Genomic DNA, 25,737 nt, shown 5'->3' on the forward strand with positions numbered 1-25,737 from the left:
GGCGGGGGGTGCCGGTGGGGAGCCGTCGGCGGGGCGCTCCGAGGGGGCCGTGGGCGCCGCGACGCCGGGGGCGCCCGGAGGGGCCGGCGAGGCGGGGGAGGCGGGAGGAGCCGTGGAGGCGGAGGGAGCGGAGGGAGCGGAGGAAGCAGAGGGAGCGGCGGAGGCGGCGGAGGCGGCCGCGCGTGCCCGGATGCGGCGGCAGACGGTGAGCGTCCAGTCGGATCGCGGGACCGCGGCGCGGCGTTCGGCGGCCGTGCAGAGGAAGTCCCAGAGGCCGGCGGCGCTCCACTCGGTGAAGCGGCGGTGCACGGTCTGCCAGGAGGCGCCGAACACCGGGGGCAGCCGGCGCCAACTGCAGCCGGAGCCCGCCACGAAGACGATGGCGGCCAGTACCTCGCGGTCGTCGAGCCGCCGTTGCCCGCCGCCCTGCGGCCGTTTCGGCGTCGGCGGTATGGCCTCCTTCGCCAGATGCCAGAGGTCGTCCGGGACGAGGCGTCCGGTGAGGACGGTCGGCGCGGGCGCGGGCAGCGCGAGGGCGAGCGAGGCCCGGAAGGCGGGCGCCGGCGGGCGGGTGGATAACGCGGGTGTGCTCACGTCGTTCTCCGTAATCACGTGTTCACGCGGTAGGGAAACGGGGGGTGCGCGCCGTTCGTCGGCCGATGCCGCGGCGGTGGGAGCCGGGCGTGCGGGGCATTCGGGACGTGTGCTCCGAGATCCCGAAAGAGCGCCATTAAATCGTTGGCCAACACAATGATGGATGTACCGTCTCAGAAGCGGCAATGTGATCCACGTCACCGAATGTCTTCCGTGTCTCACTTGGCGGCACGGCGGGCGGGGACGACGCGGAAAGTGCCGGGGAACTTGTACGGCCCCGCGTACGACGCCGCTGCCGCGACGGCCGGGCGGGGTCACCGAGCGTGGCGGTGGCGGCCGGGCGTCCCCGACGCAGAGTGAACTCTCTTCGGAACGTACGAATTCACGTGACGTCCAAGTGAGACGCCGGGCCGGTTACCGTGTCGGCATGGTGCGACTGAGAGTGGAATTCACCACGGAGCCGTTCGACCTCGACCGGCCGCCACCGCACGCCGTCGTCGCCCGGGACGTGGTCCGGGACGCCGGGCTGGACCACGTGGACGTCGGCCCGTTCGGCAACACCGCCGAGGGGCGTGCCGACGCCGTCCTGACCGCCGTCGAGGAGCTGTTGCGGCGCTCGATAGGCGCGGGCGCGACCCGGATCTCCCTCCAGGTGAACGTGCTGGAGGGGGACGACGGGCCTTGGGGGGACGCGGGTGCGGCCGGGCCTGACGATTCCTCGACGCCCGGCGCTTCCCCGGCACCCTACGGCTCCGCCGCGCCCGGCCGTTCCTCGGCGCCCGACGGCTCCGCCGCGCCCGGTGGCCGTGGCGCGGACGAAACCGCGTCCGCCGCGTCCGCCGCGTCCGCCGCGGCCGACGAGCCTTACGGCGCCCCGGGAGCCGGCTCGTGAACGACCCGGCCGCCGAGGCGGAGCGCTTCCGCGCCGCCGTGGCGCCCCTCGTGGAGGCGATGGGTGGCCGCCTCCTCGACCCCGCCCAGGCCGAGCCCGACGACGTGGTCCTCAGCTGGGAGGGCCGCGCGGCCGTCGCCGTCCGCCTCCCGCACCTCGCGGACTCCCTCGACCGTATCCTCGCCGACCTCGAACGCCGCCACGGCACCCCGCTCGCCCAACTCGACCGCAAGACCAAGCAGTCCGTGGTCCGCACCCTGGAGTCGCGCGGCGCCTTCGCCCTCCGCCACGGCGTCGAAACGGTCGCCGCCGCCCTGGGCGTCAGCCGGTTCACCATCTACAACTACCTCAACCGGGCGGAGTGAAGCGGGCCGGGGGCCGCCCGTTCAGTACCGCATCATCCAGTGCTGCTCCGGCGGGTAGTCCGAGGCGCAGGTCCACAGGGTGAGGTAGGTCCCGTTGCCGGACGAACCGCCCTTGTTGGTGAGGCACTTGTCCGAGTGGTTGGTCTTGATGGACCAGTCGTCCGACCAGAACTGCTGGCTGCGGTTGTTGCCGCTGTTGTCGCACGGCCACAGGGTGAGCACCGCGCCGTTGGTGTCGTACGCGTCGCCGCGCGGGGTCAGACACTTCCCGCTCGCCTTGTGGACGATCTGGTAGTCGTCGCGGTCCCACTTCTGGAGCTCGTCCCCGGTGCAGGTCCAGAGGGTGACGACAGTGCCGTTGGCCGTGCTGTTGCCCTTGGGCGTGGCGCACTTCCCGGAGTACCAGGTGCCAGGGCCGACCGGTGTGAAGAGCTCTGCCCAGTGGGGGCCGGCCGCCGAGGCCTGCGGAACCATGGCCGTGTGGAAGCCCACCGCCAAGAAGACCGCCGACAGGAACGCCGCTGGCTTGCGCATGACACGCCTTTCATTAGGGGGATGCCGTCTGCAACGCGGTGAACCTAGCAACGACCGTGAAGATCGCATGACAGCTCGCGCTTACCGTGTCAGGTACGGAAGGCCGCTACGTCCCGACGGACCCCCCGGCCCGCGACCTGCGGCATACGGTCCTCAGTCCGACACGGTGATCGTCCCGCTGGACGAGGGATGTCCTGTCCCGGACCCGTTGAGGCTTGCGGTCTCGGTGAGAGTGGTGGTCGAGTCCACAGAGGGCGTACGCATCGAGAACCCCACATAGCTCCAGCCGGTCGCGAGGTCTCCCGAAGTCGCGGCGGTCGAGCGTCCTTGGATGCCTGCCGTCGGGCTGGTGGTGAGGTTGGCGCCCGACCAGACGGCCGCGTCGTCGACCGTCTCGCCGCAGGTGGTGTCGGAGTCCGAGGGCTGAGTCGGATCGGTCGTGCGGGGGCTCAGGCAGTTCCGCGTCGAGTTGGGGGTCAGTGTCGTACCGCCGGGCAGCGAGGTGGTGATCGAGGTGTTGCGGATCGTGGCGCCGGTGTCGTTGTGCGACCAGATCCTCACCAGAACCGTACTGCCCGAGCTTGTGCTGACGTTCGAGCTCCATGTCGCGCCCCCGTCGGCCGAGAAGAGCAGCTTCGACGACGGGGCGGCGTGAGCGGTGCCCGCGAAGGCAGGCACACAAATGCCCATGATCGCCGCTACCACGCCGGCACGAGCCCAACGGGATGATCCAAGCCTCATGTCACATACCTCCCGATCAGCCGATCAGTGGCATTCAGCATGAGTTTCGGGCGCAGCAGGCGCGACCCTGCCACCAGGATTCACCTGAACGAGAGCCTGCCCGCACGCCTGCGCCAAGGCGACGCCATCACCGAACGCTCCTCTGGCCCGGGGAGCCACCTCGGAGACGGTATCGGTGAGTGGGTCGCATTGAGCGGGTTTCGTCGGAGTGGTTCGGTCGGAGCTCGTACTCGTGACGTCCGAAGGCGCCGCAGTGGTGTTCAGCTATGCCTCCGACGATGAGGCAGCCGCGGAAGTCGAGGCTGAGCGATCTGGGCGGTCCGTGCCGACGTGGCGGACCTCGACGCTGTCGAGAACCTGTTCACTGTCGTCGACGCCCACTGCGCGAAGGCGACCGCGTATGGCGGACTGGACATCCTCGTCAACAACGCCGGCATCTTCTGCCTATACGGTCTGTCCCGGCCCGACGGACACGGACCTGCTCCGCAGGGCCGTACCGGCCGAATCCCTTGACGACGTGGCCCGGATGACGGCCCTCGGCCGGCTCGGGAAACCCTCCGACATCGCGGACGTCGTGGCCTTTCTGGCCGGCCCGGACGCCCGATGGCTGACCGGCCAGACCATACGCGCCGACGGCGGTCTGACCTGATGACACCGAGTGCAAACGATTGCGAGATTCCCGGCAGCGTCACCAACTGAGGCCCGTCTCGGTGACCTTGCCGTCGAGCGGCCGACGATCGGTCTCCCTCGCTCAGGTAGGGCGTCAACGCGTCTTAACGTGAACGTGGTGGCGTTCAAGGAGACGCAGAATATCGTCGAAGTAAGATTCCCCGGCGTTTCCTTCTCCTGACAAGCTTCGGCGCGCGACGTGGGAGTCATGCCAGATGAGCGTGAACGGCGGGACCGCTCCGAAGCCCCCGCTCAGGCAGTCTTCGAAGGAGTTCCACTCCGAGCCGTAGTAGCCGCCGGGGCCGACGAGCGCTTCCCCCATGGCGCAATGCAGTCCGGGTTCATCGGTCACGTGTCTTCCGTCGAGTTCGTATTCCGCTTCTTGTGTGACCGGGTCGGCGCCCGCCTTGTTGAAGTACGCGAACCGAAGCCATTCCCTTCTGCATTCGGTGGACAGTGCCGACCATTCGTTCCGGGAGGCGGGGGCTCCCGCCTCCCACAGGTCCCAGGCCGGGCGTACCGAGCCGGGCGGGGGAGCTTCCAGTCCGTAGGGAAGGCGGATGTCGACGAGGCCCCTGTGTGCGTTTGACGGGTGGACGTGTGCGTCGTCGAGGAAGACGTCCAGTCTCCTCATTTGCCTGCCCGACGAATCCAAGGCCCAGAGAGCCGGTGCGTGGGCACTGTCTTTTTCGGGCTTGATCGGGCGTCCTGTGACCTCGCAGCCGGACAGGATGAGGGGGGTACGGGGTGGTACTCGCTCTTCGTTCAGCCCGTGGACCGACAAGCAGGAACCGATCTGGTTTTGGCTCTCATCGAAGATGTCGTATCCAATGATGGAGGTGATGGAGGAGGCTCGATCGGGGCTGTCGTCGGGATCGATCTCCGCTTCGATGGTGATGTCAGTCAGCGAGGAATCGTGCGCATTTGTTTCCCTGCTCAGGGCGGTGGCGCGGTTGAGCCCCCACCACTCCACGGGGCGCGTGCCGTCGCTAGCCTCGATGACGAGGTCTCCGAGTTCGTCTCCGTTCCCCGGATGAGTCCGATCGACCGGAAGACCGGCCGGGGCGAAGCCGATAAGGGTGAGGCGCTCTCGCGGAGTGGAGGGCGTGACGAATATCCCCGAGGCGTCCGTGCAGTTGGCCAAGACGTGCTCTTCGCCCGACGCGTCCGTCACTGTCAGGACGGTTCTCAACAGGTGCTCCGATTCAATACTTACTACTAGAGTGAGCTCTCACTCGGTTCAGAATACGCGCGTTGCGGCTGCTTGGCGCACTACTCGGACGCTCCAGAAGTGCCTTGGCAGGGGGAGAAAGTCATGCCGGCTCCGCAGGCCGGGCGTTCCATTGCGGGGCCACCAGGGTCTGCGCGTTCACCCTGGGAACGCGACCGGCAGAGCGGTGTCAGCCGGCGAGGCTCTTGCGGCGTACGCGCAAGGAGTAGCGCGCTCCTCCTGGCCCGCTACTGCTGCCCCAGCCGCCACTTGTCGCCACGGTCCACCCCCTCGCTGTTCTTGCGTGTGGGCGGCGAACGTACGCAAGTCCCGGATCGAGCAGCCGCAGTGCAGCGTGAGGCTGACGCCGATGTACGGGCCGGAAGTCCTTCCCCGTTGCCGCGGCACTCCTCGGTTCCATCCGACCCTCCCGGTGTGAGCTGAAATCGGCGTACGAGCGGCCGAGGTCACGATGGCGAGCCAACGCCCCTACTCGCGCCGCTGGTTGGGTTACGATGGGACCTTCGTTGCAGGCGGGAGAACGTGTGCCTCCCGATCGCTCGGCATCCCGGGGGGCTTCGATGGATCCCTATGTGCTCACCTTGGCCGGCACCGCGAGTACGTCCCTGGTGACCCTGCTCGTCGGTGAGGGGTGGCAGCAGACGCGCGACGGAGTCGTGACCGTCTGGCGCCGGTTCCGCCCGCAGGCAGTCGAAGAAGTCGAGCGGGAGCTGGACGCGTCCCGGGCCGCCGCGCTCGGTGCCGCCGACGGACCCGACCCCGCCGGACGGCTGGAGGGGCAGTGGGCCGGGCGGTTCGCCGCGCTGCTGGATGAACGTCCGGACGCGGCCGAGCACGTTCGGGACCTGGTCGAGGGGTGGCGGGAGCGAACCACCGGCGGGCAGCGGATCGACGGAGGCGTGCGGCTGGAAGCCCGGGCCGAAGGCCACGCCCGTGTCTACCAGGCGGCCAGGGACCAGCACATCAACGAACGATGAGCGAGCGGGCCGACCGGGGAGACAGCGCGGGCACAAGCCCCCGGACGTACGGCCGCGCCTCCGACAGCGCGCAGGTGTACCAGTCGGGTGCCAATCAGTACGTGACCCACATCCACGTCACCGCCGAGGAGAGGGGTCTGGCAGTCCACCAGGCCCGTCAACGGGCCGACATGGTCGTCCAGGTGCTGACCCTCGCCGTCGGCGAGTGGGCGGCGCGTTGCCAGGAGCTGGAGGAACAGGCACGGAAGGCCAAGGCCGAAGGCCGTGCCGAGGCGTACGCCGAGTTCACCGAGAGGCTTCGGAACGCCGAGCTGCGCGTCATGCAGGCCCAGCGGACCATGCGGCAGGCCGAGGAACAACGCGCCAAGGCCGAGACGCTGCCGGCTCATGCGCGGCAAGAGCTGGCACGCCATCTGCGGGCCGCCGACCGGGACGGGGAAGGAACCTCTCCGCACGACCCCGCGGGAACGTCGCGGGACCAACGGGAGCGGGACGATTCGACGAGGTCCTGGAGCGCGCCGAGGCGGAACTCGGCGCCGTGCGCGAGGAACTGCGGCAGCTCGGGGACGAGTTCGAAGGCGGAGGCCAGGGGCGGGACGCGCGGGTCATCGAAGGGCAGTGGACGCGGCGACCCGGGACAGGCACGCGTACGGGCCCCGTAGGGGCGGCCGTCGCGAACGACAAGGGTGGGGTCCCGGCTGCCCGGTCCACCGCCGACACCGCGCGTCGGGCGCCGGTGCCCGGTCCGCCCAGACGCTCGCTGATCGGCGTGGCATGGGTGGGCTGTGCGGTCCCGCCGTGGATCCCGGTGCTCGTCGTCACGGCCGGCCGCGCTGCCTTCGCGTCGAACGCGAGCCTCTGGGGAGTGCTGCCGTTCACCGTGGGCGTCGCGCTCGTGGGCGCGGTGGTGTTCCTTCTCGCCCTGTTCTTCGCGGCGATGCTGGCCATGGAAATGCTGAACCGAGACTCGGAGGAAGCCGCCGGGGTCTCCGCGTTTCTGCTCGGCATCGCGGCATCCGCCATCTTCTTCGTAGCCGCCTTCTTCACGCCTCTCAGCTGGCCGGGCCCTGCCGGGGAATGGGGGAGGGGCCTCGCGTCCGCTGTGGGGCTGGGTTGACGGTCGGCGCCGGCCGGTGCTGATGGCGGGCGGTGCCGCAGAAGGCGTCCTGCACTGGTGTTCCGCGGTGCTCACCCGTCGGCCCGTCGGCCCGTCGCCGTTCCGCCCGTCTGCCCGTCTGCCCGTCTGCCCGTCCGTCCGTCCGCCCGTCCGCCCGTCCGGGCGGTGGGCTGGATCGGGCCCCTCAGCCGGCGCCCCGGGCGGTCAGCCCTTCAGCGCCCGCCGCGCGCTCGACCGGAGCGCGTGTGCCGTGTCGATGGCCGTTGTGCGGGCCCGGTGGGCCGCCTCGCCCAGAGGGCCGAGGGAGCGCTTGCCCGGGCCGCGGGTCAGGAGGTCCTCGTAGAGGGCGAGGTGCTGCGCGGCGATGTGGTCCGGGGTGAAGCGGGACGCGTTGCGGTGGGCCGCCCGGCCCATGCGGCGGCGCAGGGTGTCGTCGCGGATGAGGTCGCACAGGGCGGTGGCGAGGGCGGCGGCGTCGCCGGTGGGGACCAGGCGGCCGTCGACGCCGTCGGTGATGATCTCGCGCGGGCCATGCGGGCAGTCGGTCGCGACGACCGGGAGGCCGCAGCGCATGGCCTCGACGATGGTCATGCCGAACGACTCGCGGTCGGAGGCGGAGACGGCGATGGAGGCTTTGGCCAGTTCGTCCTCCAGGGCGGCGACGTGGTCGTGGAGGGTGACGTGGGCGTTCAGGCCGAGCTCGTCGACGAGGGCGGTCAGGGCGCGCTTCTCGTCGCCGGTGGTGTCGCCCCGGCCGAAGATCCGCAGCCGCCAGTCCGGGTGGGCGGCGGCGACGGTGGCGAAGGCGCGGATGAGGAGGTCGTACCGCTTCACCGGGACGAGCCGTCCCGCGGCCACCACGACCTTGCCGGTGTGCTCGGCCGGGCTGGCGGCCGTGGCCGGGACGCTGTTGGCGATCGCCCGTACGCGCAGGCCGGGCAGGCCGAGCCGCAGGTAGGCCCGCGCGTCGGCCTCCGTGACGGTGGTGAGCGCGTCCAGCAGGGGATAGCGGTGGCGTATTTCGTGGCGCATGCGTAGGCCGTGACCGGAGAGGGCGAGGTGTTCCTGGCCCACGCGGATGACGTCGGGGCGGGCCTGGCGGGCGATGTGCACGTTCAGGCCCGGCCGGGTGCCGACGACCACGTCCGCCTCCACCCCGGACAGGTACCGGCCGATGCGCTCGTCCGTGAGGCGGCTGTACTGCCGGTGGCGGCCGTCGGCGCGGGGGAAGACGCGGGCGGGCTCGGCGTGGCGGGGGTCGTCGCCGTCGTAGTGCGGGGAGTCGCGCCACAGGTCGACCAGATGGGTCAGCCGGACGCCCGGCGGGGCGCCCATGGCCGGTGTCGCGCGGTAGCGGAGGGCCGAGACGATCTCCACCTCGTGGTGGGCGGCCAGCGCGGTGGCGAGGTTGAACGTCGATCTGATCGTGCCGCCGATGGTGTAGGCGTTGTGGAGCAGGAAGGAAATACGCATGGGCGGGCACGCCTCCGGCTGGCTGGTGGAGCGGGTCGCGGGCGGTGCACGGGCGGCGGCCGCGGCGGCCGGTGCCGGGACGCGGGACGGCCGGGAGCCGCCGGACGGCGGTGGGCGACCTCGCCCGGCGGTGGGCGACCCCGCCCGGTGGTGGGCGCTCCCGCCCGGCGGGAACGGAGACACAGCATGCGCGAACCGACCTGAAGGCTTCCTGAAGAACCCAAAGGTCATCTTCAGGAAGAACGGCATACGGCATGACAGGCTTCACCCTGTGAACGGCGAGAAGGACATCCTGGTCGTCGAGGACGATCCGCAGCTCGGGCCCGCCCTGCGGCGCGGTCTGACGGCGGAGGGCTACCGCGTCGAACTCGTCCGCGACGGCACCACGGGACTGGAGCGCGCCCTGACCGGCGACCACTCGGTCATCGTGCTGGACATCATGCTCCCCGGCCTGAACGGTTACCGCATCTGCTCCGCCCTCCGCGCCGCGGGCCTCACCACGCCCGTGCTGATGCTCACCGCGAAGGGCGGCGAGTACGACGAGGCGGAGGGCCTGGACACCGGTGCCGACGACTACCTGGTCAAACCGTTCTCCTCGGTGGTGCTGCTCGCCCGGCTGCGGGCCCTGCTGCGCCGGGGCGCCGGCGCCGCGGCCGACCGGTCCGTGCTGCGCGTCGGCGACCTGTGGGCGGACATCACCTCCCGCCGCGCGGGCCGGGGGGACACCGAGTTCGCGCTGACGCCGAAGGAGTTCGCGATCCTCACGTGTCTGCTGCACGCGCCGGACCGCCCGGTGTCGAAGGAGGAGATCCTCGACGAGGTCTGGGACCCGGCCTACACCGGGGGCACCGGCATCGTCGAGGTCTACATCTCCACCCTGCGCAAGAAGGTCGACGCCCCCTTCGCCACCCACAGCATCGAGACCGTCCGCGGCCACGGCTACCGCCTCACCCCCCGCGAACGGCCATGACGGCCGCCCGGCGGCACCCCTCCCGCCGTACCCCCGCCCTCCTGCGCCGCCTGCCCGGGCAGGCGCGCATCGCGCTCGTGGCGGGAGCCACCGCCCTCGTGCTGTGCGGAACCGGGGCGTGGTGGCTGTTCCGGCACGTCCGCGAGGATGCCGACCGGACGACGAACAACCGGGCGTACGAGCTGTCCGCGCAGCTCGCCGCCCAGGCGGCCGCCGGCGAGGAGATCCTCGGCGATCCCCTGCGCGGCTGGCCCCTCGTCGAGATCGACCGGACGGGCCGGACCGTCGCCGCGGCCGGCGGCACCCGGCAGCTCACCGGCCTGCCCGCCCTGCTCCCACCGCCCCCCGACCAGCCGCGCCACCGGGCGACCGGCAGCCCGGAGCGGGGCACGGTCCACGTCGGCGCGGTCGACGAACACGACCACGACCGCTTCCACCGCCCCGACGGAACGCTGAAGCCACCGCCCGGCAGCGACACCTCCGCGGAGCAGAAGGCGCTCATCGCCCACCGGCAGGCGCACGTCCTCGCGCACCGCACGATGACCGTCTTCGCCACCGCCGTGCACACCCCCGCGAGCGCGTGCCGCCTGCCCACCGAGCCCGACGGGTCGTGCCGCTCCACGCTCTACGTCCTCGTGCCCCCGGGCGACGCCGAGCGGGCGACGCTCCCCCTGCGCACCCCGCTTCTGACGGGCGTCCCGCTGGCCGCGCTGCTGGTCGCCGCCCTCGCCTGGGCCGCCGCGCGCCGCTCCCTGCGCCCCGTCGAGGCGATCCGGCGGGAGGTCGCCGAGATCACCGACGCCAGCCTCGACCGCCGGGTCCCCGTCCCGGACGCCCGCGACCCCGTCCGCCGCCTGGCCTTGACCACCAACACCACGCTGGACCGGCTGGAGAACGCGGTGGAACGCCAACGCCGCTTCGTCGCGGACGCCTCGCACGAACTGCGCTCACCCGTCGCCGCGCTGCGCTACGAACTCGAAACCGCCCTCGCCCACCCCGACACCGTCGACGCCCACCGGACGCTCCGCCACGCCCTCACCGCCACCCGGCGCATCCACACCCTCACCGAGGACCTGCTCCTGCTGGCCCGCCCCGACCACCCCGCCGCCCACTCCCTGGTCGACCTGGCCGGCCTCGCCGCGGAACTCGTCCACGAGTACCGCCACCGCGGACACCCCGTCTCCAAGCGCGATACTCCCGACCAGGCCCCCGTCCGGGGCGACGGCGTACAACTCCACCGCCTGCTGCGCAACCTCCTCGACAACGCCGTACGCCACGCCCGCACCGCCGTCGTCCTGGACGTCACCACCGGCGGCGGCACCCATACGCTCACCGTCCACAACGACGGCACGCCCCTGGCCCCGGACGAGTACGAGCGCGTCTTCGAACGGTTCACCCGCCTCGACGAGGCCCGCGCCCGCGACACGGGCGGCAGCGGCCTGGGCCTCCCCATCGCCCGCACCATCGCCGAACGCCACCACGGCACCCTCACCGCCCACTCCGACCACCCCCGCCCCGGCACAACGTTCACCCTGACCCTCCCCGAGGCGCCGGGGGCGAGCCGGTGAGTGCGGGGCGTGGTGGCGGGCACCACGCTTCCCCCCCCGGTGGCGTGCCCTCGTCCCCGCCACGGGTGCGACTACGCACCTACTGGTTGTCGCGTCGTCGTGCGCGATCGGAGGCGCTCCGTCTCGAACACCCGACGTAAAGCCCCTACCGGCGGGGCGGACTGTGGCGCGACGCCGCAGCATGGATTGCGCTACCGGTCGTCGTTCGTATGGGTCAGGGTGAGGCGCATGGCCTGGGCCGCGAAGGTGGTGTCGAGGACGCGGTTGTAGCCGACGACGGTCCTGGCGATTCCGCGCCAGGCGGGCGAGGGGTCCCAGGAGCCGTCGGCGTGCTGCTGGGCGAGGAGGCGCTGGTAGTCGGTGTCGTTGGGGATGTTCAGGGTGCGGCACATGATGACGCGCAGGGCCTGGCCGGCTGGTTCGTCGGTGGTGGCGATCCGCTGGGCGAGCCGGGTGGCCAGCAGTGGTCGGAACCGGTCGCGGAAGCGAGGGAACCTGCGGGCGACGCGGAACAGGACGTACAGGTAGAAGTCCGGTGACGGGGTGTAGATGGTCCCCTGCTCGTACGACTTGTTCTCCAGCAGGGCGTGGAGGAAGTCCTCGGTCGCCCGGACCTGGGGGGCCTCGTGGCGCCCGGCCAGGTAGAGGACGTACAGGGCGACGGCGCAGACCACGGCGTCGACGCGGGGGCGGTGGGGCGTGAAGTACATCCTGACGATTCCGTCGCGGTTGCAGTTGGCCAGGATACGGTCGGCGACCCGCTGGAGGGACTCCTCGTCGACCAGGCCGTGGGCGTGGAGGACGGACACCGCCAGCCCCGTGTCGTCGGCGTCGACGGGCAGTTCGCCGAGGAGCGGGTGGGCGGTGCGCAGGAAGGAGTAGAGGCCGTCCTGGCCGAGGGCGGCGAGTTGGCGCAGGAGGGCCCGGCCGGGTTCGCCGCGGGCGATCGCAGGGCTTGCGTCCAGGAGGTAGAACGGCGACCAGATCTCATCCACCGCGTGCTGTTCGCCGGTGCCGGTGATCAGGTGGGAGCGGTAGTCGCCCGTGCGTAGCCGGTGGTGGACGTAGTCCTCGGCGGCTTGGAGCCTGCTGTGCTCGCTGCGCAGCCGCCACAGGTCTGCGGGTGTCCGGTACCGGATGGAGCGGATCCCGGCGGCGCGGGTGAACTGCAGTGTCTGCAGGTCGGCTCCGATGAAGGTGGTGTCCTGGGGGGTGAGGGACCAGCGGTGGCACAGGCGGCTGAGGGTGTCGAGGCTGGCCAGTTCGGTGCCCAGCTCGCCGGTGGTGACCACGCCGGTGAAGCGGGACCAGAGGTCGGGCAGCCGCTGCAGAGCGTGTTTCCAGTGCTCTGAAGCCATGGTGACCACGCAGTACAGACGAGTGCCCTGGTCCTGGAGGGTGTCGAGGAGGTCCAGGAGGCCGGGAGGCGTTTGCCAGGTCTCCCAGTGGGCGGTGACAGCGTCGGCGACGTCCGACGGCCGGACGCCGAGGGCGGCGGAGAGGTGCTCGTACGCCTCCTGCTCGGTCAGCTCTCCCCTGGCGTAGCGCAGCCATGGGGCGGTCAGGAAGATCCTGCGGGCCGGCACGCCGGCCAAGGCGCCCGTGAGTTCACCGGCGCCTTGGATGAGAACGCCTTCGGCTTCCACGATGACATCGCTGCCGTGTGCTCCCGCCATCGGCTCCCTTTCTCGTGGTGGTCCCCGCGACGGAAAGCGTCAACGGGGCGGTAGGCCGAGCATGGCTGTGGTGAGAGACGAGCGGTCGGCGAGCGGCCAGCCGTGGCGCCGGGCCGCGTCGGCGAGCCGGGGCCCCGCCTCGAAGGCGACCGGACGTCCCACCGCGGCCAGCAGCTCGATGTCGGAGGTGGAGTTGCCCACGGCAGCGCACTGCGCCAGGTGCTGCCGTCCGCCGACGAGGTGTGCCGCGAGGGCCGTTTTCTCCCCCGCTACCGCCGGAGTTCGGGAGTAACGCCCGGTGTAGAGGCCGTCCTTCGCTGCCAGGACCGCGCCTCGCCACTGGTGGAAGCCCAGGGTCAGGGCCACCTGTTCCACCACTTCCTGGGGACTCCCCGAGATCAGAATCAGCCTTGTGCCCCGGCCGCGCAGTTCCCCAAGGACCGGGGCGACATAGGCGAAGACGTTGTCCACCTCGCGCTCCCACAGCCGGCGGGCGACATCCTCGACCCGGTGCAGGTCGCAGCCCCGCAGAGCCTGGGCGTACAGCTGGTAGGCGGCGCTCACCGAGTGCGGCTCATGCAGACGGTCCTGGTCCCGACACCCCAGGAACTCGAACAGCCGCTCTGCCGGCGCGCTGTGGCAGATCCCCGCTGCGCGCAGATCCCGCAGCAGAAGGATGCCCATGGCATCCGGGTGCAGCGTGCCGTCGAGGTCGAAGACCGCGAACCGCGGGGCGGCCGAATCCGCCACACCTCGCGGACCGGTGGCCCGGCCTCGGACCGCGCGAGGGACCCACTCTCCGGCATCCCGCCCCTCCTCCGGCGGAGAGAACAGGCGCGGCTCACGTGCGGTGATCGGTTCGAGCTGGGCACCGCACGTGGTCCGCTCACTCGAAGTCACCTTCACTCCATTCGCGCTGAGCAACGAGCGGACACACGCCGCCGCGCACCGCAGCGACTCTCCCTGCCGAAGACCCGCCATACGCCGGCCCGAACTGTTCGGCAAGCTCTCCATCCGGAGGAGCCGGACAGCACCCACGCCTGTGCCTTTTAAACCGTTCCGGCTTTCCTGCCGGTGGTGCGTTGGCCGGTGGTCAGCCGACTCGTGGTTCTGCGTCGGCGTAGTGCGCTGACACAGACTCGGTGGGGCTGATCATGCCCAGACTCGGAGTGCGGTACGCGACCTTCCGTCCGGCTTGTCAGCGCTCGATGGTGTGACGTTGGGGTATCGCTGACGGTCGGGCGTCCGGGGCACGCCGCGAGCCGACCACTCAGGGCGTGCCCCGCCGCGCGTGGCCGGCGCGGTGGTGGCGCAGGGCGTTCAGCCGCTCGTCGTGTTCGTGCCTCAGCAGGGCGATGCGGTTGCCGTCCTCACGGCGCTCGGCCGCTCGCAGCTCGACCTCCAGTGCTTGGAGCTCGCCCCTCTGGACGTCGCACGCGGGGCACGGCGAGGGTACGGGGAGCGTCCGCAGGCCGCTGCTGTGCGGCAAGTGAATCGGGGGTGAGGGGTGGCTCATCGGTTCCTCGGGTGGCAGGTGGGGCAGGTGCAGGGTGGGAAGCGGAGTGCCGAGTCCGGCGGGCGTTCCGGGTGGGGGAGGTGGGTGACCGTGGGGCCGTACGTCCGGCCGCCGTCCCGCGAGACGCGCAGCGTCAGGCGCGAACGCGGCGCTTTCGGATCCGCGTTCATCGCCACTCCCAGAGGCCGGCGGCTTTCAGCTCCCGCACGGTGGCGATGCGGTGATCCTCGAACGGGCAGGCCCATTCGCTCCCGCCGTCCGGCGAACGCAGCACGACGTGGTCGGAGTTCTGGCGGACCAGCTCGCCGATTCGCCCGTCACGGATGTCCGTGGCCAAGTTGCCGTATCGGACCATTACCAGCCCCGGCGCAGAACGGTCGTGCTGCCACTCAAGCCCCCGGCCGGGGGGTCGGGGTATTTCGCGAAGGCGGGGATGGCATGCAACCAGTTCCGCAGGTGCTCTTTCCCGGTCGGGTCGAACGCGATCTCGTCCTCGCTTCTGGCGACGACTCCGGCGACGTCGCGGTTTTGGAGCAGGCGCTCGACCTTCGGCCATGAGGGCCGCTCGCTCCGTGCGCTGGTCAGGGTGGCGAGGTCGAAGAACTCGCTGTGCACGATCCAGCCCCGGGCCTCGGCCTGCCGACGCAGGTAGGTCAGGGCCGTGAGCGGGCTGCCGCCGTCGGAGACGAGGGCGTAGAGGACGACACGGACCTGCTCGGGAAAGCCACTGGACGCGTCCGCGATGAGGCGGCGCCGAGCCGAGTCATACGGCTGATTCATGCGTCATACGGTGCTCCGCCCGTGCAGCGGGAGGAAGAACCCGGGTGTACGACCGCGCGCATTCGCCGTGTTCCGGTTCGCCTGCGTCAGGCGCCCTTTGGATTCCGGAGGAGCGAGACTCGTATGCCGCGTACGAGTCCGGCACCGCGCGCGCGGCCGGACCGGGCGTTACAGCGCGGTCTTGGCCGCCGTCGGGACGAGGCCGGGCTCGATGCCCGGGCGTGTGCCGATCAGTGCCGACACTCGCCGGACGCGGGCGGTCGAGGCTCGTCCGACCTTCTGCATGATCACGCTGGGGAGCGCTTGGTGGCGGGCCCACACGGGGGCTCGCACCAGGGCCTTCTCCAGCGTGTCAAGGGAGGCGTTCCACATTCGGGCGTCGGCTTCGGCCATGGCCTTGTCCATGGCGAAACGGTTGCGCGCGGCCTCGGTGAGGGCGCCCAGGCTGCTCTCCGGGATGCCCCGGATCAGCTCCAGGGCCTTGCCGGCCTGGCCGAGCGCCACGGCGATGCCGACCGCCTGCGTGTCGGCCGTGACCGGGCCGAACAGCGTTCCGTGGGCGCGGTGTTCGGCGCCCAGCCGGGCGCCCGTCGCGGTCGCCAACGACAGGTAGCTCTTGACCAGGTCCTTGTTCTGCATGCGGCTCGCCACGACCGCCGCGAAGTTGATGTGGGAGCCGTAGACGGTCAGCTGGTCCGCGGTCGCCCTCGAGAACCGAGGCTCGATGTCCACCGCCGCCTTCTCCGCCAGACGCAGCGCGTCGTCCAGCCGTGCGTCGCGGAGGTACACCCAAGCGCGGCCTGAGGTGACGAGAGCGGGCCGCAACTCGTCGTCCGACCGTTCCGCGGCCGCCTGGGCGTGGCCGATCGCCGCATAGGCGAGGTCGCGTGATCCCATCAGGTTCGCGACGTACGCCGCCAGCCTGTAGGCGTCGGCCAGGAGCCCCCAAGCCGTGCCCTGCGCACCGGCCGGGCGCTCGCGGAGGTGGACGGCAGCCTCCGCGAGAACCGGCACCACCAGTGCGCCGGCCTCGGTGTAGTACCCCTGCCAGTACTTCTTCCAGCACGCGTCGATGGCTGCCCTCAGGGCGGGCTCGTCCCCCTCGGCGAAGGTCTCCGGCAGTATCCCGGCAGCGGTGTCGTGCACGGCCTGGGACAGGGACCGCAACATCGTCCGATCGGACTGCGCCATGGCCCGGCGCGGGGCCTGCTGCCCCAGGATGACCGACGTGTCCACGCCCAACGCGTCGGCGATCCGCACCAGCGTGTTGAGCGACAGCTGTTTGTCCTGCTCGGCCTTCTGAATGGTGGCGACGGACAGCCCCGTCATCTCCGCCAGGGCGGCCTGGTTGACGTCCTTGCCACGCAGGATCTTGATGCGCTCGCCGTTGCTGTAGTCACTCCACCGCATGGCCGCTCACTCCGTTCCGCCGTCGGTCATCCTTGAACGTACCCGCCGGCACCTCTTGGAGCCCAGCGAAGGCCGGTAGCCGGCACCACAGTTGACGGTCGGAGCGCGACGCGTGGGCGCGGCTGGTGGGGCGTTGCCGGGCGGGACCGGGGATCGGCCCGGGTGCGGTCGCTACCAGGGCACGGCCTCTCCTTCGTAGTCGACGAAGTGCAGGCCGCCCTTCCCGCGGTGGTGTTCCATCGTCTCCACCACCCCGGGGACGCTTTCCTCCACGCTCAGGTCCGCCTCGGGGCCGCCGAGTTCGGTGCGGACCCAGCCCGGGTCCATGAGCAGCAGTGTGCGCGGGTCGGTGGTGTGGCGGGCGGCGTGGCAGCGCATGAGCTGGTTGAGGGCGGACTTGCTCGCCCGGTAGAGGTCCTGGCCGCCCTCCGTGTTGAGGGAGACGCTGCCCTGGTCGGAGGACATCACGCCGATGGTCCCGGCCGGGGCGACCAAGGGGCGGAGCCACTCCACGACGCGCATCGGGCTCAGCGCGTTGGTGACCATGACCTCGGTGAACATGTCGGTCGGGACCTCGCCGACGGGCAGGTCGCCGCGCGTTATCGCCGCGTTGACGAAGAGGAGGTCGAGAGTGCGCGACGCCAGGCGGTCGCGCAGGGCCCTGATCTGATCCGGATCGGTCATCTCCAGTGACTCGACGGTCAGCCGGCCGCCGGACGTGTCGGCCAAGTCGTGCAGCCCGGTGCGCCGGGTGCCGCGGACCGTACCGATGACGTCCCAGCCGCGCCGGAGGTACTCGGCGGCGAGCCCTAGGCCGAGGGTCCGGGAGGCCCCGATGACGAGGGCGGTCCTGCGTGGGGTCTCGGTCATGTGCGTGTTCCTGTTCTGGCAGGGGGAAGAGGGAAGGGGGATGCGGGCGACAGGGGGGGCGAGGAGCTGCGAGGGCGGGGTGAGCGGGGGAGGGAGCCTCCCGGCGGGTGCCCATCTCCGAGCGGAGGTGAGTCTCCGAGCGGAGGTGAGTCTCCGGGCGGAGGTGAGTCTCCGAGCGGGGCCCGTCTCCGGGCCGAGGTGAATCCCCGAGCGAAGCCTCCGTCCCCGAGCGAAGCCTCCGTCCCCGAGCGAAGCCTCGGTCCCCAGCCGGGCTGCAGTCTCCGAGCGCCGCTCGCCTGGCGTCCAATACCCTTCCCTCCCCATTGATACCGTCCGGGTATGGATCTGGACCTGCGCAAGCTCCGTTACTTCGTCGCGGTGGCCGAGCATCGGCACTTCGGGCGGGCGGCCGAGGCGCTGTTCATCGCGCAGCCGGTGCTCAGCCGGCAGATCCGGGCGTTCGAGCGCGAGTTGGGGTGTCTGCTGCTCACCCGGACCACGCGCAGCGTCGAACTGACCGCCGCCGGCGAGCGGCTGTACGAGGAGGCGGGCCGGATCGCGGCGGTGGTGGCCTCGGCGCTGCGGCGGGTGCAGGAGGCCGAGCGGGGTGAGCGGCGGCTCGTCGTCGCCTTCTCGCCGGGGCTGCGGGTGGCCGACGCCATCCGGGCGTTCACGGCGCGCCACCCAGAGGTGGCGGTCGACGTGTTCCCGCTGCGCTGGTGGGAGCAGGACGCGCCGCTGCGCGACGGTCGCGCGCACGTCGGCTTTCTGCGGCGGCCGTTCGACGACGCGGGGCTGCGGACCGTCCCGATCGGCCGCGAGACCAAGGTGGCGTGCCTGCCCGTGACGCACCCGCTGGCCGGCCGCACGGCGCTGACGGTGGCCGACCTCGACGGGGAGCCGGTCCTCGACGTGCGGACGCGGCGTACGTCCTCGCTGGAGGAGAAGTTCGAGCTCATCGCGTCCGGACAGGGCCTCGCGCTCGTCCCCCTCAGCGTCGCGGATTCCCACCCCCGCCGCGACGTCGTCTATCTGCCCGTGGCCGACACCCTGCCCGTCGAGACCTGCCTGGCGGTGCCGGAGGGCTGCGGTGCCGGGCCCGCGTCGGCCTTCCTGGACATCGCCACCGCGACCCTGCGCGGTCGGGCCGAGGGTTCCGGCGGCGGGAGCGGGCCGGGGGAGGCGGGCCCGGTGTCCGGCGGCGACTGGTTCGACGAGCTCCGGGCCCGGAGGGCGTCGGGGCGGCCGTGACGGGCGACAACGGGCGCGCATGGGAGCGGGATTGACCGGGTATCCCGCAAGGCGTGGTTTTTCAACAAAGTGTTGACGCCGAGGTGTCCAGGGCGTTAGCTGTGCGCAGCGCGTCCGAGTGCGGCGAGAAGCGCCACGGAGGTTCCCGTGTCTTCGAGTTCGGTGCCGGGGCTCACCCGGTTCAACGCGGCGGAGGACGGTGCGGCCCGGGCCGCGCTGTCGGAGGTGTGCGCGAGTACGGCCTGGGCCGCCGAGATGCTGGCCGGCCGGCCGTACCGCGACGTCGCGGCGCTGTGCGCGGCCTCCGACGCGGCGGTGGCGCGGCTGGACGAGGCGGGGCTCGACGAGGCGCTCGCCGGGCACCCGCCCATCGGGCGGCCCACCCCGGGCGACGCCGTCTCGGCCGCCGAGCAGCGCGGCATGGCCGGCGCGCCGGACCGACTCGCGGACGAGGTGAGGGAGTTGAACCTCGCCTACCAGGAGAGGTTCGGGCACGTCTTCCTCGTCTGCGCCACCGGCCGCACCGCCGAGGAGCTGCGCGACGCCCTCCGCCGCCGGCTCGCCAACCCGCCGGAGCGGGAGCGGCGGGTGGCGAGAGCGGAGCTGGCGCGGATCAACCGCTTGCGGCTGGTCCGGCTCGCCGAGGGCGACGGCGCGCCGCCGGCATCCCCCGCCCCCGGCGCCACCGTCTCCACCCATGTCCTGGACACCGCCGCGGGCCGGCCCGCCACCGGTGTCACCGTGCGCCTCGCCGCACACGTCCACGGCGTCTGGACGGCGCTGGGCACCGCCGAGACCGACGGCGACGGCCGGTGCGGAAACCTTCCGGCGCTGCCTGGGGACGCCGGCCACGCGCGGCTGCTGTTCGAGGTCGGACCCCACCTGTCCCGCGAACGAGCCGGGGGCGCAGCGTTCTTCCCCGAGGTCACGGCGGCCTTCGCCGTGGCGCCGGGGGAGCACTACCACGTACCGCTGCTGCTCAGCCCCTTCGGCTACTCCGTCTACCGAGGGAGCTAGCACGCCATGACCGAAGCCCCGTCCTTCCCGGCCGAAGTCCCCGGGCGCCCCGCCGGCCGCGCCGTGCTCGGCCAGAACCAGTACGGCAAGGCCGAGTGCCACGTCGTCCGGGTCACCCGCGACGGCGCCACCCACCACCTCAAGGACCTCACCGTCTCCGTGGCCCTCTCCGGTGCCATGGAGGACGTCCACCTCTCCGGCTCCAACGCCAACGTCCTCACCACCGACACCACCAAGAACACCGTCTTCGCCTTCGCCAAGGAGCGCGGCATCGCCTCGGCCGAGGAGTTCGGCATCCACCTCGCCCGCCACTTCGTCACCAGTCAGGAGGCCATTCACCGGGCGCGCATCCGGATCGAAGAGCACGCCTGGGACCGGATCGACGCCCCGGGCGGCGGGGACGCCCGGCACTCCTTCGTCCGGGCCGGCCGCGAGACCCGCACCGCGCAGATCACCTACGACGGCGACGCCTGGCAGGTGATCTCGGGCCTCAAGGACCTCGTGGTCCTCAACTCCACCGGCTCCGAGTTCCGCGGCTTCGTCAAGGACCGCTACACCACGCTCCCGGAGACGGACGACCGCGTCCTCGCCACCGAGGTCAACTCCAAGTGGCGGTACGGGTGGACGGACGACGCCGAGGACGCCCCGCGGTGGGACGAGTCCTGGGCGGCCGTCCGCGGCCACCTGCTGCACGCCTTCGCGGACACCTACTCGTACTCCCTCCAGCAGACGCTGCACGCGATGGGCGCCCGCGTCGTCGAGCACCGCCCGGAGGTCGAGGAGATACGCCTCTCCCTCCCCAACAAGCACCACTTCCTCGTGGACCTGGCGCCCTTCGGGCTCAAGAACGACCATGAGGTCTACTACGCCGCCGACCGCCCCTACGGGCTGATCGAGGCCACCGTGCTGCGCGAGGGCGCGGAACCCGGCATCCCCGTGGACCTCACCTGCCTCTAGCCCCCCACGGCACCCCGCACCTCCGGAGGAACGGCACCGTGACAGCAGCTCACCCCACGCGCACCGTCATCGAGAACTGCGCCCTCGCGACCGTGGACGCGCACGACACCGAACACGCCACCGGCCACCTCGTCATCGCGGACGAGCACATCGAGTCCGTCGGCCCGGGGCCCGCCCCCGACGGGCTCACCGGCGTCGTCCGCCGGGTGGACGCCACCGGGCACCTGGCCACCCCCGGCCTGGTCAACACCCACCACCACTTCTACCAGTGGCTCACCCGCGGCCTCGCCCAGGACGCCGTCCTCTTCGACTGGCTCAAGGCGCTCTACCCGGTGTGGGCGCGCATCGACGAGCCGATGGTGTACGAGGCGGCCCGCGCCTCCCTCGCCATGATGGTCCGCGGCGGGGTGACCACCGCCGCCGACCACCACTACGTCTTCCCGCGGGGCGCCGGCGACCTGCTCGGCGCCGAGATCCGCGCCGCCCGCGAGCTGGGCGTGCGCTTCCACCCCACCCGCGGCTCGATGGACCTCGGCGCGTCGGACGGCGGGCTGCCGCCGGACTTCGCCGTCGAGACCCTGGACGCGGCGCTCGCCGCCACCGAAGAGGCGATCGACACCCACCACGACCCGTCCCCCGGCTCGATGCTGCGCGTCGGCGTCGCGCCCTGCTCGCCCTTCTCCGTCACCACCGACCTGCTGCGCGAGGCCGCCGCGCTGGCCCGCCGCAAGGGCGTCCGGCTGCACACCCACGGCTCGGAGACGGTGGAGGAGGAGCGGTTCTGCAAGGAACGCTTCGGCATGGGACCGACCGACTACCTGGACTCCACCGGCTGGCTCGGCGACGACGTGTGGATGGCCCACTGCGTGCACATGGACGACGCCGACATCGCCGCCTTCGCCCGCACCGGCACCGGCGTCGCCCACTGCCCGTCCTCCAACGCCCGGCTCGCCGCCGGCACCGCCCCCGTCCCCGCCCTGCTCGCGGCGGGCGTCCCGGTCGGGCTCGGCGTGGACGGCACCGCCTCCAACGAGTCCGGCGAGCTCCACACCGAACTGCGCAACTCCCTCCTCGTCCACCGACTCGCCGGAGGAGCCGAGGCCCTGACGGTCCGTCAGGTGCTGCGCATGGCGACGTACGGCGGCGCCCGGGTGCTCGGCCGGGCGGACGAACTGGGCTCGCTCGAACCCGGCAAGCTCGCCGACCTCGTCCTCTGGCGCCTCGACGGGCTCGGCCACTCGACCGTCGCCGACCCGGTGGCCGCCCTCGTCCTGGGCCCGCCCGCACCCGTCACCCTCTCCCTCGTGCACGGCCGGGCGGTCGTCGAGGACGGCCGGCTGGTCACCGCCGACGAGGACGCCATCGCCCGCGCCGCCCGCGCCGAGGCCCGCCGCCTGGAGCGGATCGCGGCCGGGGACTGACCGGCGGGAAGCCGGCCGGTTACGTCCGCACAGCCCCGCAACGCCTCCGGAAACCGTGCTGCTTCGTCGGCGGTACGCACAACGACAGGAGGAACGCCCCCGTGACCGTGCCCAGGCCGCCCGCCGAACCGCCCGAAACGGAGCCGCCACCCCCGACGGGACCGCTCCCCGCCACACCGCCGGGGAGCACCTGCGACGCGGCGGTCCCGGAACCGGAACCGGAACCGGGGGCCGCCGCACCGCCGGGCGAGCCCGTGCCCCCTCCGTCGCCCCCGCCCGTCCACCCCGTGGACGAAGTCCCCCGCCCCGGGCGGCTGCTGGCGACGGGACTGCAGCACGTCGCCGCGAGCTACGCGGGGGTGATCGCCCCTCCGCTGGTGATCGGCGCGGCCGTGGGGCTGTCCACGGCGCAGATCACCTTCCTGGTGGGGGCGGCCCTCTTCACGGCCGGGCTGGCCACGCTGCTCCAGACGATCGGCTTCCGCGGGGTGGGGGCCCGGCTGCCGTTCGTCAACGGCGTCTCGTTCGCGGGCGTCGCGCCCGTCCTCGCCCTCGCCGACGGGCAGGCGGACCGGCGGGATGCGCTGCCCGTCGTCTACGGGGCGGTCATGGTCGCCGGGGTGCTCGGCTTCCTGCTGGCGCCGTACTTCTGCCGGCTCGTCCGCTTCTTCCCGCCGGTCGTCAGCGGGACGGTGATCACCCTGATCGGCCTCACCCTGCTGCCGGTCGCCTTCGGCTGGATCCAGGACGGCCACCCCGAACGGCCCGCGACCGGCACCGGCCTCGGCCTGGCCGGGGCCACGCTGCTGATCGTCCTGGTGCTGCGGCGGCTGCTCCAGGGGTTCCTGCGGCAGATCGCCGTCCTGCTCGGCCTCGTCGCGGGCACTCTGCTGGCCGTACCCCTGGGCGCGGTGGACGCCTCCGCCACCCGGCACGCGGCGCTCGTCGGCTTTCCCGAGCCGTTCCACTTCGGGAACCCGCACGTCGAGGTGTCGGCCGTGGTGAGCATGTCCATCCTGATGCTGGTGTGCATGACCGAGAGCACGGCGGACATGCTCGCGCTCGGCGAGATCGTGGGGCGGCCGGCGGACGAGAAAACGATCGCGGCCGGGCTGCGGGCGGACACCCTCGGCAGCGCCGTCGCCCCGGTCTTCAACGGCTTCACCAACAGCGCGTTCGCGCAGAACATCGGGCTCGTCGCGATCACCGGCGTCCGCAGCCGCTTCACCGTGGCGGTCTGCGGGCTGGTCTTCGTCGTCCTCGGGCTGAGCCCGGCGGTCGCCTCGCTGGTGGCCCTGGTGCCGCGACCGGTGCTGGGCGGGGCCGGACTGGTGCTGTTCGGGACGGTCGCGGCCAGCGGGATCGGGGTGCTGGTGAAGGCCGGGCTCGACCGGGGCGACAACGTGCTGGTCGCCGCCGTGTCGCTTGGCATGGGCATGATCCCCGTCGTCTCCAAGACCTTCTACGCGGGGGCCGCCGTCCCCGAGGCGCTGCGGACCGTCCTCGACTCGGGCGTCAGCGCCGGCTGCCTCACGGCCGTCCTGCTGAACCTCGCCTTCCAGGGGGTGGGGCGCGTCCGGCGGAATGCCGAACCGCCCCGCGTGGCGGAAGGGGAAAAACCGATGATCTAGTGATAATCGGGGCACACCGACTGCATTCGCCGTGCGGAGAGGGGCCCCATGGACCGGCCGCCGGAACCGGAAGACCCGGAAGACCGGGAAGGCAACGCCGACGACGCCGACGGCACCGGCAAGGCCGACGGCACCTCCGGGCGCCCGGAGGGGGAGGCCGCGAGCCGGTTCGCCTTCCCCAGCGCGCTCACCGTGCTCGTCGCCGTCACCATCGCCGTCTGGGCCCTCGCCTTCGTCGTCCCCTCCGGCAGCTACCGGCGGACGCCGGACGGCGACCCCGTCCAGGGCACGTACCACCGCGAGGCGGCCCCCGGCGACTTCGTCCACCGGCTCGGCGAGCTGTTCCTCGCCCCCGTCAACGGCCTCTACGGCGTCCGCGACCCGCGCACCGGGCAGGTCGCCACCGACGTCGCCGGCACCCTCTACGGCAGCGCCGGCGTCTTCCTGTTCGTCCTCGCCATCGGCGCGTTCATCACCGTCGTCTTCGCCACCGGCGCCCTCGACCGCGGCATCGAACGCCTCGCCCACCGGCTGCGCGCCCGCGGCGCCCTGCTCATCGCCGGCGTCATGACCGTCTTCTCGCTGCTGGGCACCGTGGAGGGCTTCGCCGAGGAGACGCTCGGCTTCTACGGCCTGATCGTGCCGCTGATGCTCGCCCTGGGGTACGACCGGATGGTCGCCACCGGCACCATCATCCTGGGCGCCGGCGTCGGCGTGCTCGCCTCCACCGTCAACCCCTTCGCGACGGGCGTGGCCTCGTCCGCCGCCGACGTCTCGCTCGGCGACGGGATCACCCTGCGGTTCGCGATGTGGTTCCTGCTCACCGGCGTCACCATCGCCTACGTCCTCTGGTACGCGCACCGGGTGCGCGTCCGCCCCGAGCGCTCCCTCGTCGGCTTCCTGCCCGGCGACCGGGAGCTCGCCGCCGCGTCCGCGGAGCCGCCCGTCCTCACCGGACTGCACCGGACCGTGCTGGCCCTGGTCACCGCCGTCTTCGTCTTCATGATCTTCTCGGTGATCCCGTGGTCCAGTGCCCTCACCGGGCGCGCGGACGCCGAGCCCTACGGCTGGGAACTCGGCTGGTCCTTCGCGCAGTTGGCCGCCCTCTTCCTGACCGCGGCGGTGCTGGTCGGGATCGTCGCCCGGCTGGGCGAGCGGCGGCTGAGCGAGGTGGTCGTGCGGGGCGCGGCGGACTTTCTCGCCCCCGCCCTGACGATCGTCCTCGCTCGCGGCGTCACGGTCATCATGAACAACGCCCGCATCACGGACACCGTGCTGCACTCGATCGAGAGCGCCGTCACCGGCAGCGCCGCCGCCCTCTTCGGCGTCCTGGTCTTCATCGTCAACCTCCCCCTCGCCTTCCTCATCCCCTCCACCTCCGGCCACGCCACCCTCGCCATGCCCATCCTCGCGCCGCTCGCCGACTTCGCGGGCGTCTCCCGGTCGGTGGTGGTGACGGCCTGGCAGGCGGCCAGCGGCTGGATGAACCTGTGGGTGCCGACGACCGCCGTGGTGATGGGCGGCGTCTCGCTGGCGAAGGTGGGCTACGACCGGTACCTGCGCTTCGTCTGGCCGCTGTTGGCCATTCTGGCGGTGCTGATCTGCGGCTTCGTGGCGTTCGGGGCGGTCGTCACCTGAGCCCGGGAGGCGCGGGCGGCGGTGGCCGCGGTCCGCGCCGGGGCGGGTGGCTGCCGCCGCGGGCTTGCCCCGCGTCGCGGCCGGCGCCCGGGCCCGCGCCGCGCCGGCGGCCGTGACGACGCGGCGTCGGCGGCCGTGACGGCGCGGCGTCGGCGGCCGTGACGGCGCGGCGCCCGCCGACGGCGGCCGGCGCGTGAGCCCCCCGGCCCGCCGCGGCCGACGCGTCAAGGCCTGCTTCTCCCCGGCCTCGGCGCCGGTCTCGGCTCTGGCCCGGGCATCGGCTCTGGCCCCGGCCTTGACGCCGGCCTCGGCCCCGGCCCCGGTCTCGACCCTGGCCTCGGCTCCGGCCCCGGTCTCATCCCCGGCCTTGGGCCTGGCCCCGGCCTCGGTCCCGGCCTCGGCTCCGGTCCCGGCCCTTGCCTCACCCCCCGTCACGCCC

Annotated in this window: 25 protein-coding genes and 2 pseudogenes; 15 read left to right on the forward strand and 12 right to left on the reverse strand. The window is 72.3% G+C overall.

Translation table 11 applies throughout. The annotated features are described in order from the left end of the window. A partial coding sequence (locus tag ACSNOK_RS11700; protein WP_436780561.1) for a transposase occupies positions 1 to 594 on the reverse strand: 594 nt, incomplete at its 3' end. A gap of 430 nt (positions 595 to 1,024) precedes the next feature. Between ACSNOK_RS11700 and ACSNOK_RS11705 the strand changes: the two are divergent. Both ACSNOK_RS11705 and ACSNOK_RS11710 read left to right on the forward strand, forming a co-directional pair. Next, positions 1,025 to 1,267, forward strand: a pseudogene (locus tag ACSNOK_RS11705) (hypothetical protein); the annotation flags it as partial. A gap of 278 nt (positions 1,268 to 1,545) precedes the next feature. Further along, complete coding sequence (locus ACSNOK_RS11710; protein WP_436780583.1) at positions 1,546 to 1,851, forward strand: helix-turn-helix domain-containing protein; 306 nt, start codon at positions 1,546 to 1,548, stop codon at positions 1,849 to 1,851. Positions 1,852 to 1,872: 21 nt separating this feature from the next. Here the strand turns inward: ACSNOK_RS11710 and ACSNOK_RS11715 are convergent, their stop codons facing one another. Together ACSNOK_RS11715 and ACSNOK_RS11720 are read right to left on the reverse strand one after the other, a co-directional pair. Further along, on the reverse strand, positions 1,873 to 2,385 hold the full coding sequence (locus ACSNOK_RS11715; RefSeq protein ID WP_436780562.1) for an RICIN domain-containing protein: 513 nt from the start codon (positions 2,383 to 2,385) through the stop codon (positions 1,873 to 1,875). Between the two features lie 153 nt (positions 2,386 to 2,538). Then, entirely contained in the window at positions 2,539 to 2,946 is a 408-nt protein-coding gene (locus tag ACSNOK_RS11720; RefSeq protein WP_436780563.1) for a hypothetical protein, read from the reverse strand. 510 nt (positions 2,947 to 3,456) lie between these two features. Between ACSNOK_RS11720 and ACSNOK_RS11725 the strand changes: the two genes are divergently transcribed. Together ACSNOK_RS11725 and ACSNOK_RS11730 are read left to right on the forward strand one after the other, a co-directional pair. After that, positions 3,457 to 3,639: a hypothetical protein gene (locus ACSNOK_RS11725; RefSeq protein WP_436780585.1), complete on the forward strand. Its 183-nt coding sequence runs from the start codon at positions 3,457 to 3,459 to the stop codon at positions 3,637 to 3,639. Further along, a pseudogene (locus ACSNOK_RS11730) lies at positions 3,575 to 3,775 on the forward strand (SDR family oxidoreductase); the annotation flags it as partial. The gene ACSNOK_RS11725 and the pseudogene ACSNOK_RS11730, both read left to right, overlap by 65 nt. 114 nt (positions 3,776 to 3,889) lie before the next feature. On the opposite strand, the gene ACSNOK_RS11735 reads toward ACSNOK_RS11730, so the two are convergent. Then, positions 3,890 to 4,969 (reverse strand): barstar family protein, encoded by a 1,080-nt coding sequence (locus ACSNOK_RS11735; protein ID WP_436780564.1) that lies wholly within the window; start codon positions 4,967 to 4,969, stop codon positions 3,890 to 3,892. A gap of 617 nt (positions 4,970 to 5,586) precedes the next feature. Here ACSNOK_RS11735 and ACSNOK_RS11740 point away from each other — a divergent pair. The 3 genes from ACSNOK_RS11740 to ACSNOK_RS11750 all read left to right on the forward strand — a co-directional run bounded on the left by ACSNOK_RS11740 (position 5,587) and on the right by ACSNOK_RS11750 (position 7,120). Beyond that, a complete protein-coding gene (locus ACSNOK_RS11740; RefSeq protein WP_436780565.1) occupies positions 5,587 to 6,003 on the forward strand; it encodes a hypothetical protein in 417 nt (138 codons plus the stop codon). Then, positions 6,000 to 6,665, forward strand: coding sequence for a hypothetical protein (locus tag ACSNOK_RS11745; RefSeq protein WP_436780566.1), 666 nt, complete (start codon positions 6,000 to 6,002; stop codon positions 6,663 to 6,665). The genes ACSNOK_RS11740 and ACSNOK_RS11745 overlap by 4 nt, the downstream gene beginning before the upstream one ends. Before the next feature lie 107 nt (positions 6,666 to 6,772). Next, a complete protein-coding gene (locus ACSNOK_RS11750; protein WP_436780567.1) occupies positions 6,773 to 7,120 on the forward strand; it encodes a hypothetical protein in 348 nt (115 codons plus the stop codon). Between the two features lie 204 nt (positions 7,121 to 7,324). Here the strand turns inward: ACSNOK_RS11750 and ACSNOK_RS11755 are convergent, their stop codons facing one another. Continuing rightward, complete coding sequence (locus ACSNOK_RS11755; RefSeq protein WP_436780568.1) at positions 7,325 to 8,593, reverse strand: glycosyltransferase family 4 protein; 1,269 nt, start codon at positions 8,591 to 8,593, stop codon at positions 7,325 to 7,327. A 271-nt stretch (positions 8,594 to 8,864) separates the two neighbouring features. On the opposite strand from ACSNOK_RS11755, the gene ACSNOK_RS11760 reads away from it, so the two are divergent. Together ACSNOK_RS11760 and ACSNOK_RS11765 are read left to right on the forward strand one after the other, a co-directional pair. After that, positions 8,865 to 9,563 (forward strand): response regulator transcription factor, encoded by a 699-nt coding sequence (locus ACSNOK_RS11760; protein ID WP_436780569.1) that lies wholly within the window; start codon positions 8,865 to 8,867, stop codon positions 9,561 to 9,563. After that, a complete protein-coding gene (locus ACSNOK_RS11765) occupies positions 9,560 to 11,131 on the forward strand; it encodes a sensor histidine kinase (protein ID WP_436780570.1) in 1,572 nt (523 codons plus the stop codon). Before ACSNOK_RS11760 ends, ACSNOK_RS11765 begins: the two co-directional genes overlap by 4 nt. A 191-nt stretch (positions 11,132 to 11,322) precedes the next feature. On the opposite strand, the gene ACSNOK_RS11770 is transcribed toward ACSNOK_RS11765, so the two are convergent. From ACSNOK_RS11770 to ACSNOK_RS11800, 7 genes are all read right to left on the reverse strand, one after another. Beyond that, positions 11,323 to 12,807: a hypothetical protein gene (locus ACSNOK_RS11770; RefSeq protein ID WP_436780571.1), complete on the reverse strand. Its 1,485-nt coding sequence runs from the start codon at positions 12,805 to 12,807 to the stop codon at positions 11,323 to 11,325. A 39-nt stretch (positions 12,808 to 12,846) separates the two neighbouring features. Then, complete coding sequence (locus tag ACSNOK_RS11775) at positions 12,847 to 13,557, reverse strand: HAD family hydrolase (RefSeq protein ID WP_436780572.1); 711 nt, start codon at positions 13,555 to 13,557, stop codon at positions 12,847 to 12,849. 520 nt (positions 13,558 to 14,077) lie between these two features. Continuing rightward, entirely contained in the window at positions 14,078 to 14,296 is a 219-nt protein-coding gene (locus tag ACSNOK_RS11780) for a hypothetical protein (protein WP_436780573.1), read from the reverse strand. A 193-nt stretch (positions 14,297 to 14,489) separates the two neighbouring features. Further along, on the reverse strand, positions 14,490 to 14,660 hold the full coding sequence (locus tag ACSNOK_RS11785) for a hypothetical protein (protein ID WP_436780574.1): 171 nt from the start codon (positions 14,658 to 14,660) through the stop codon (positions 14,490 to 14,492). A gap of 17 nt (positions 14,661 to 14,677) precedes the next feature. Continuing rightward, entirely contained in the window at positions 14,678 to 15,103 is a 426-nt protein-coding gene (locus tag ACSNOK_RS11790; protein WP_436780575.1) for a hypothetical protein, read from the reverse strand. Between the two features lie 168 nt (positions 15,104 to 15,271). After that, positions 15,272 to 16,513 carry a helix-turn-helix domain-containing protein gene (locus tag ACSNOK_RS11795; RefSeq protein WP_436780576.1) on the reverse strand — a complete coding sequence of 414 codons (1,242 nt, stop codon included), beginning with the start codon at positions 16,511 to 16,513 and terminating at the stop codon, positions 15,272 to 15,274. A 171-nt stretch (positions 16,514 to 16,684) separates the two neighbouring features. Then, a complete protein-coding gene (locus ACSNOK_RS11800) occupies positions 16,685 to 17,383 on the reverse strand; it encodes an SDR family NAD(P)-dependent oxidoreductase (protein WP_436780577.1) in 699 nt (232 codons plus the stop codon). 339 nt (positions 17,384 to 17,722) lie between these two features. Between ACSNOK_RS11800 and ACSNOK_RS11805 the strand changes: the two genes are divergently transcribed. The 6 genes from ACSNOK_RS11805 to ACSNOK_RS11830 all read left to right on the forward strand — a co-directional run bounded on the left by ACSNOK_RS11805 (position 17,723) and on the right by ACSNOK_RS11830 (position 25,298). Beyond that, a complete protein-coding gene (locus tag ACSNOK_RS11805; RefSeq protein WP_436780578.1) occupies positions 17,723 to 18,634 on the forward strand; it encodes a LysR family transcriptional regulator in 912 nt (303 codons plus the stop codon). Between the two features lie 147 nt (positions 18,635 to 18,781). Then, positions 18,782 to 19,651: a 2-oxo-4-hydroxy-4-carboxy-5-ureidoimidazoline decarboxylase gene (gene uraD, locus ACSNOK_RS11810; RefSeq protein WP_436780579.1), complete on the forward strand. Its 870-nt coding sequence runs from the start codon at positions 18,782 to 18,784 to the stop codon at positions 19,649 to 19,651. Positions 19,652 to 19,657: 6 nt separating this feature from the next. After that, the gene (pucL, locus tag ACSNOK_RS11815; RefSeq protein ID WP_436780580.1) at positions 19,658 to 20,608 is read left to right on the forward strand and encodes a factor-independent urate hydroxylase; all 951 of its coding nucleotides are present in this window, start codon (positions 19,658 to 19,660) and stop codon (positions 20,606 to 20,608) included. A gap of 38 nt (positions 20,609 to 20,646) precedes the next feature. Then, on the forward strand, positions 20,647 to 22,029 hold the full coding sequence (locus ACSNOK_RS11820) for an 8-oxoguanine deaminase (protein WP_436780581.1): 1,383 nt from the start codon (positions 20,647 to 20,649) through the stop codon (positions 22,027 to 22,029). Positions 22,030 to 22,283: 254 nt separating this feature from the next. Beyond that, positions 22,284 to 23,660, forward strand: a complete 1,377-nt coding sequence (locus tag ACSNOK_RS11825; protein WP_436780584.1) for a nucleobase:cation symporter-2 family protein — start codon at positions 22,284 to 22,286, stop codon at positions 23,658 to 23,660. 48 nt (positions 23,661 to 23,708) lie between these two features. Continuing rightward, positions 23,709 to 25,298, forward strand: coding sequence for a YfcC family protein (locus tag ACSNOK_RS11830; protein WP_436780582.1), 1,590 nt, complete (start codon positions 23,709 to 23,711; stop codon positions 25,296 to 25,298). Positions 25,299 to 25,737: the final 439 nt, after the last annotated feature.

This window comes from Streptomyces sp. URMC 126, from assembly GCF_051386555.1.
GTDB lineage: Bacteria > Actinomycetota > Actinomycetes > Streptomycetales > Streptomycetaceae > Streptomyces.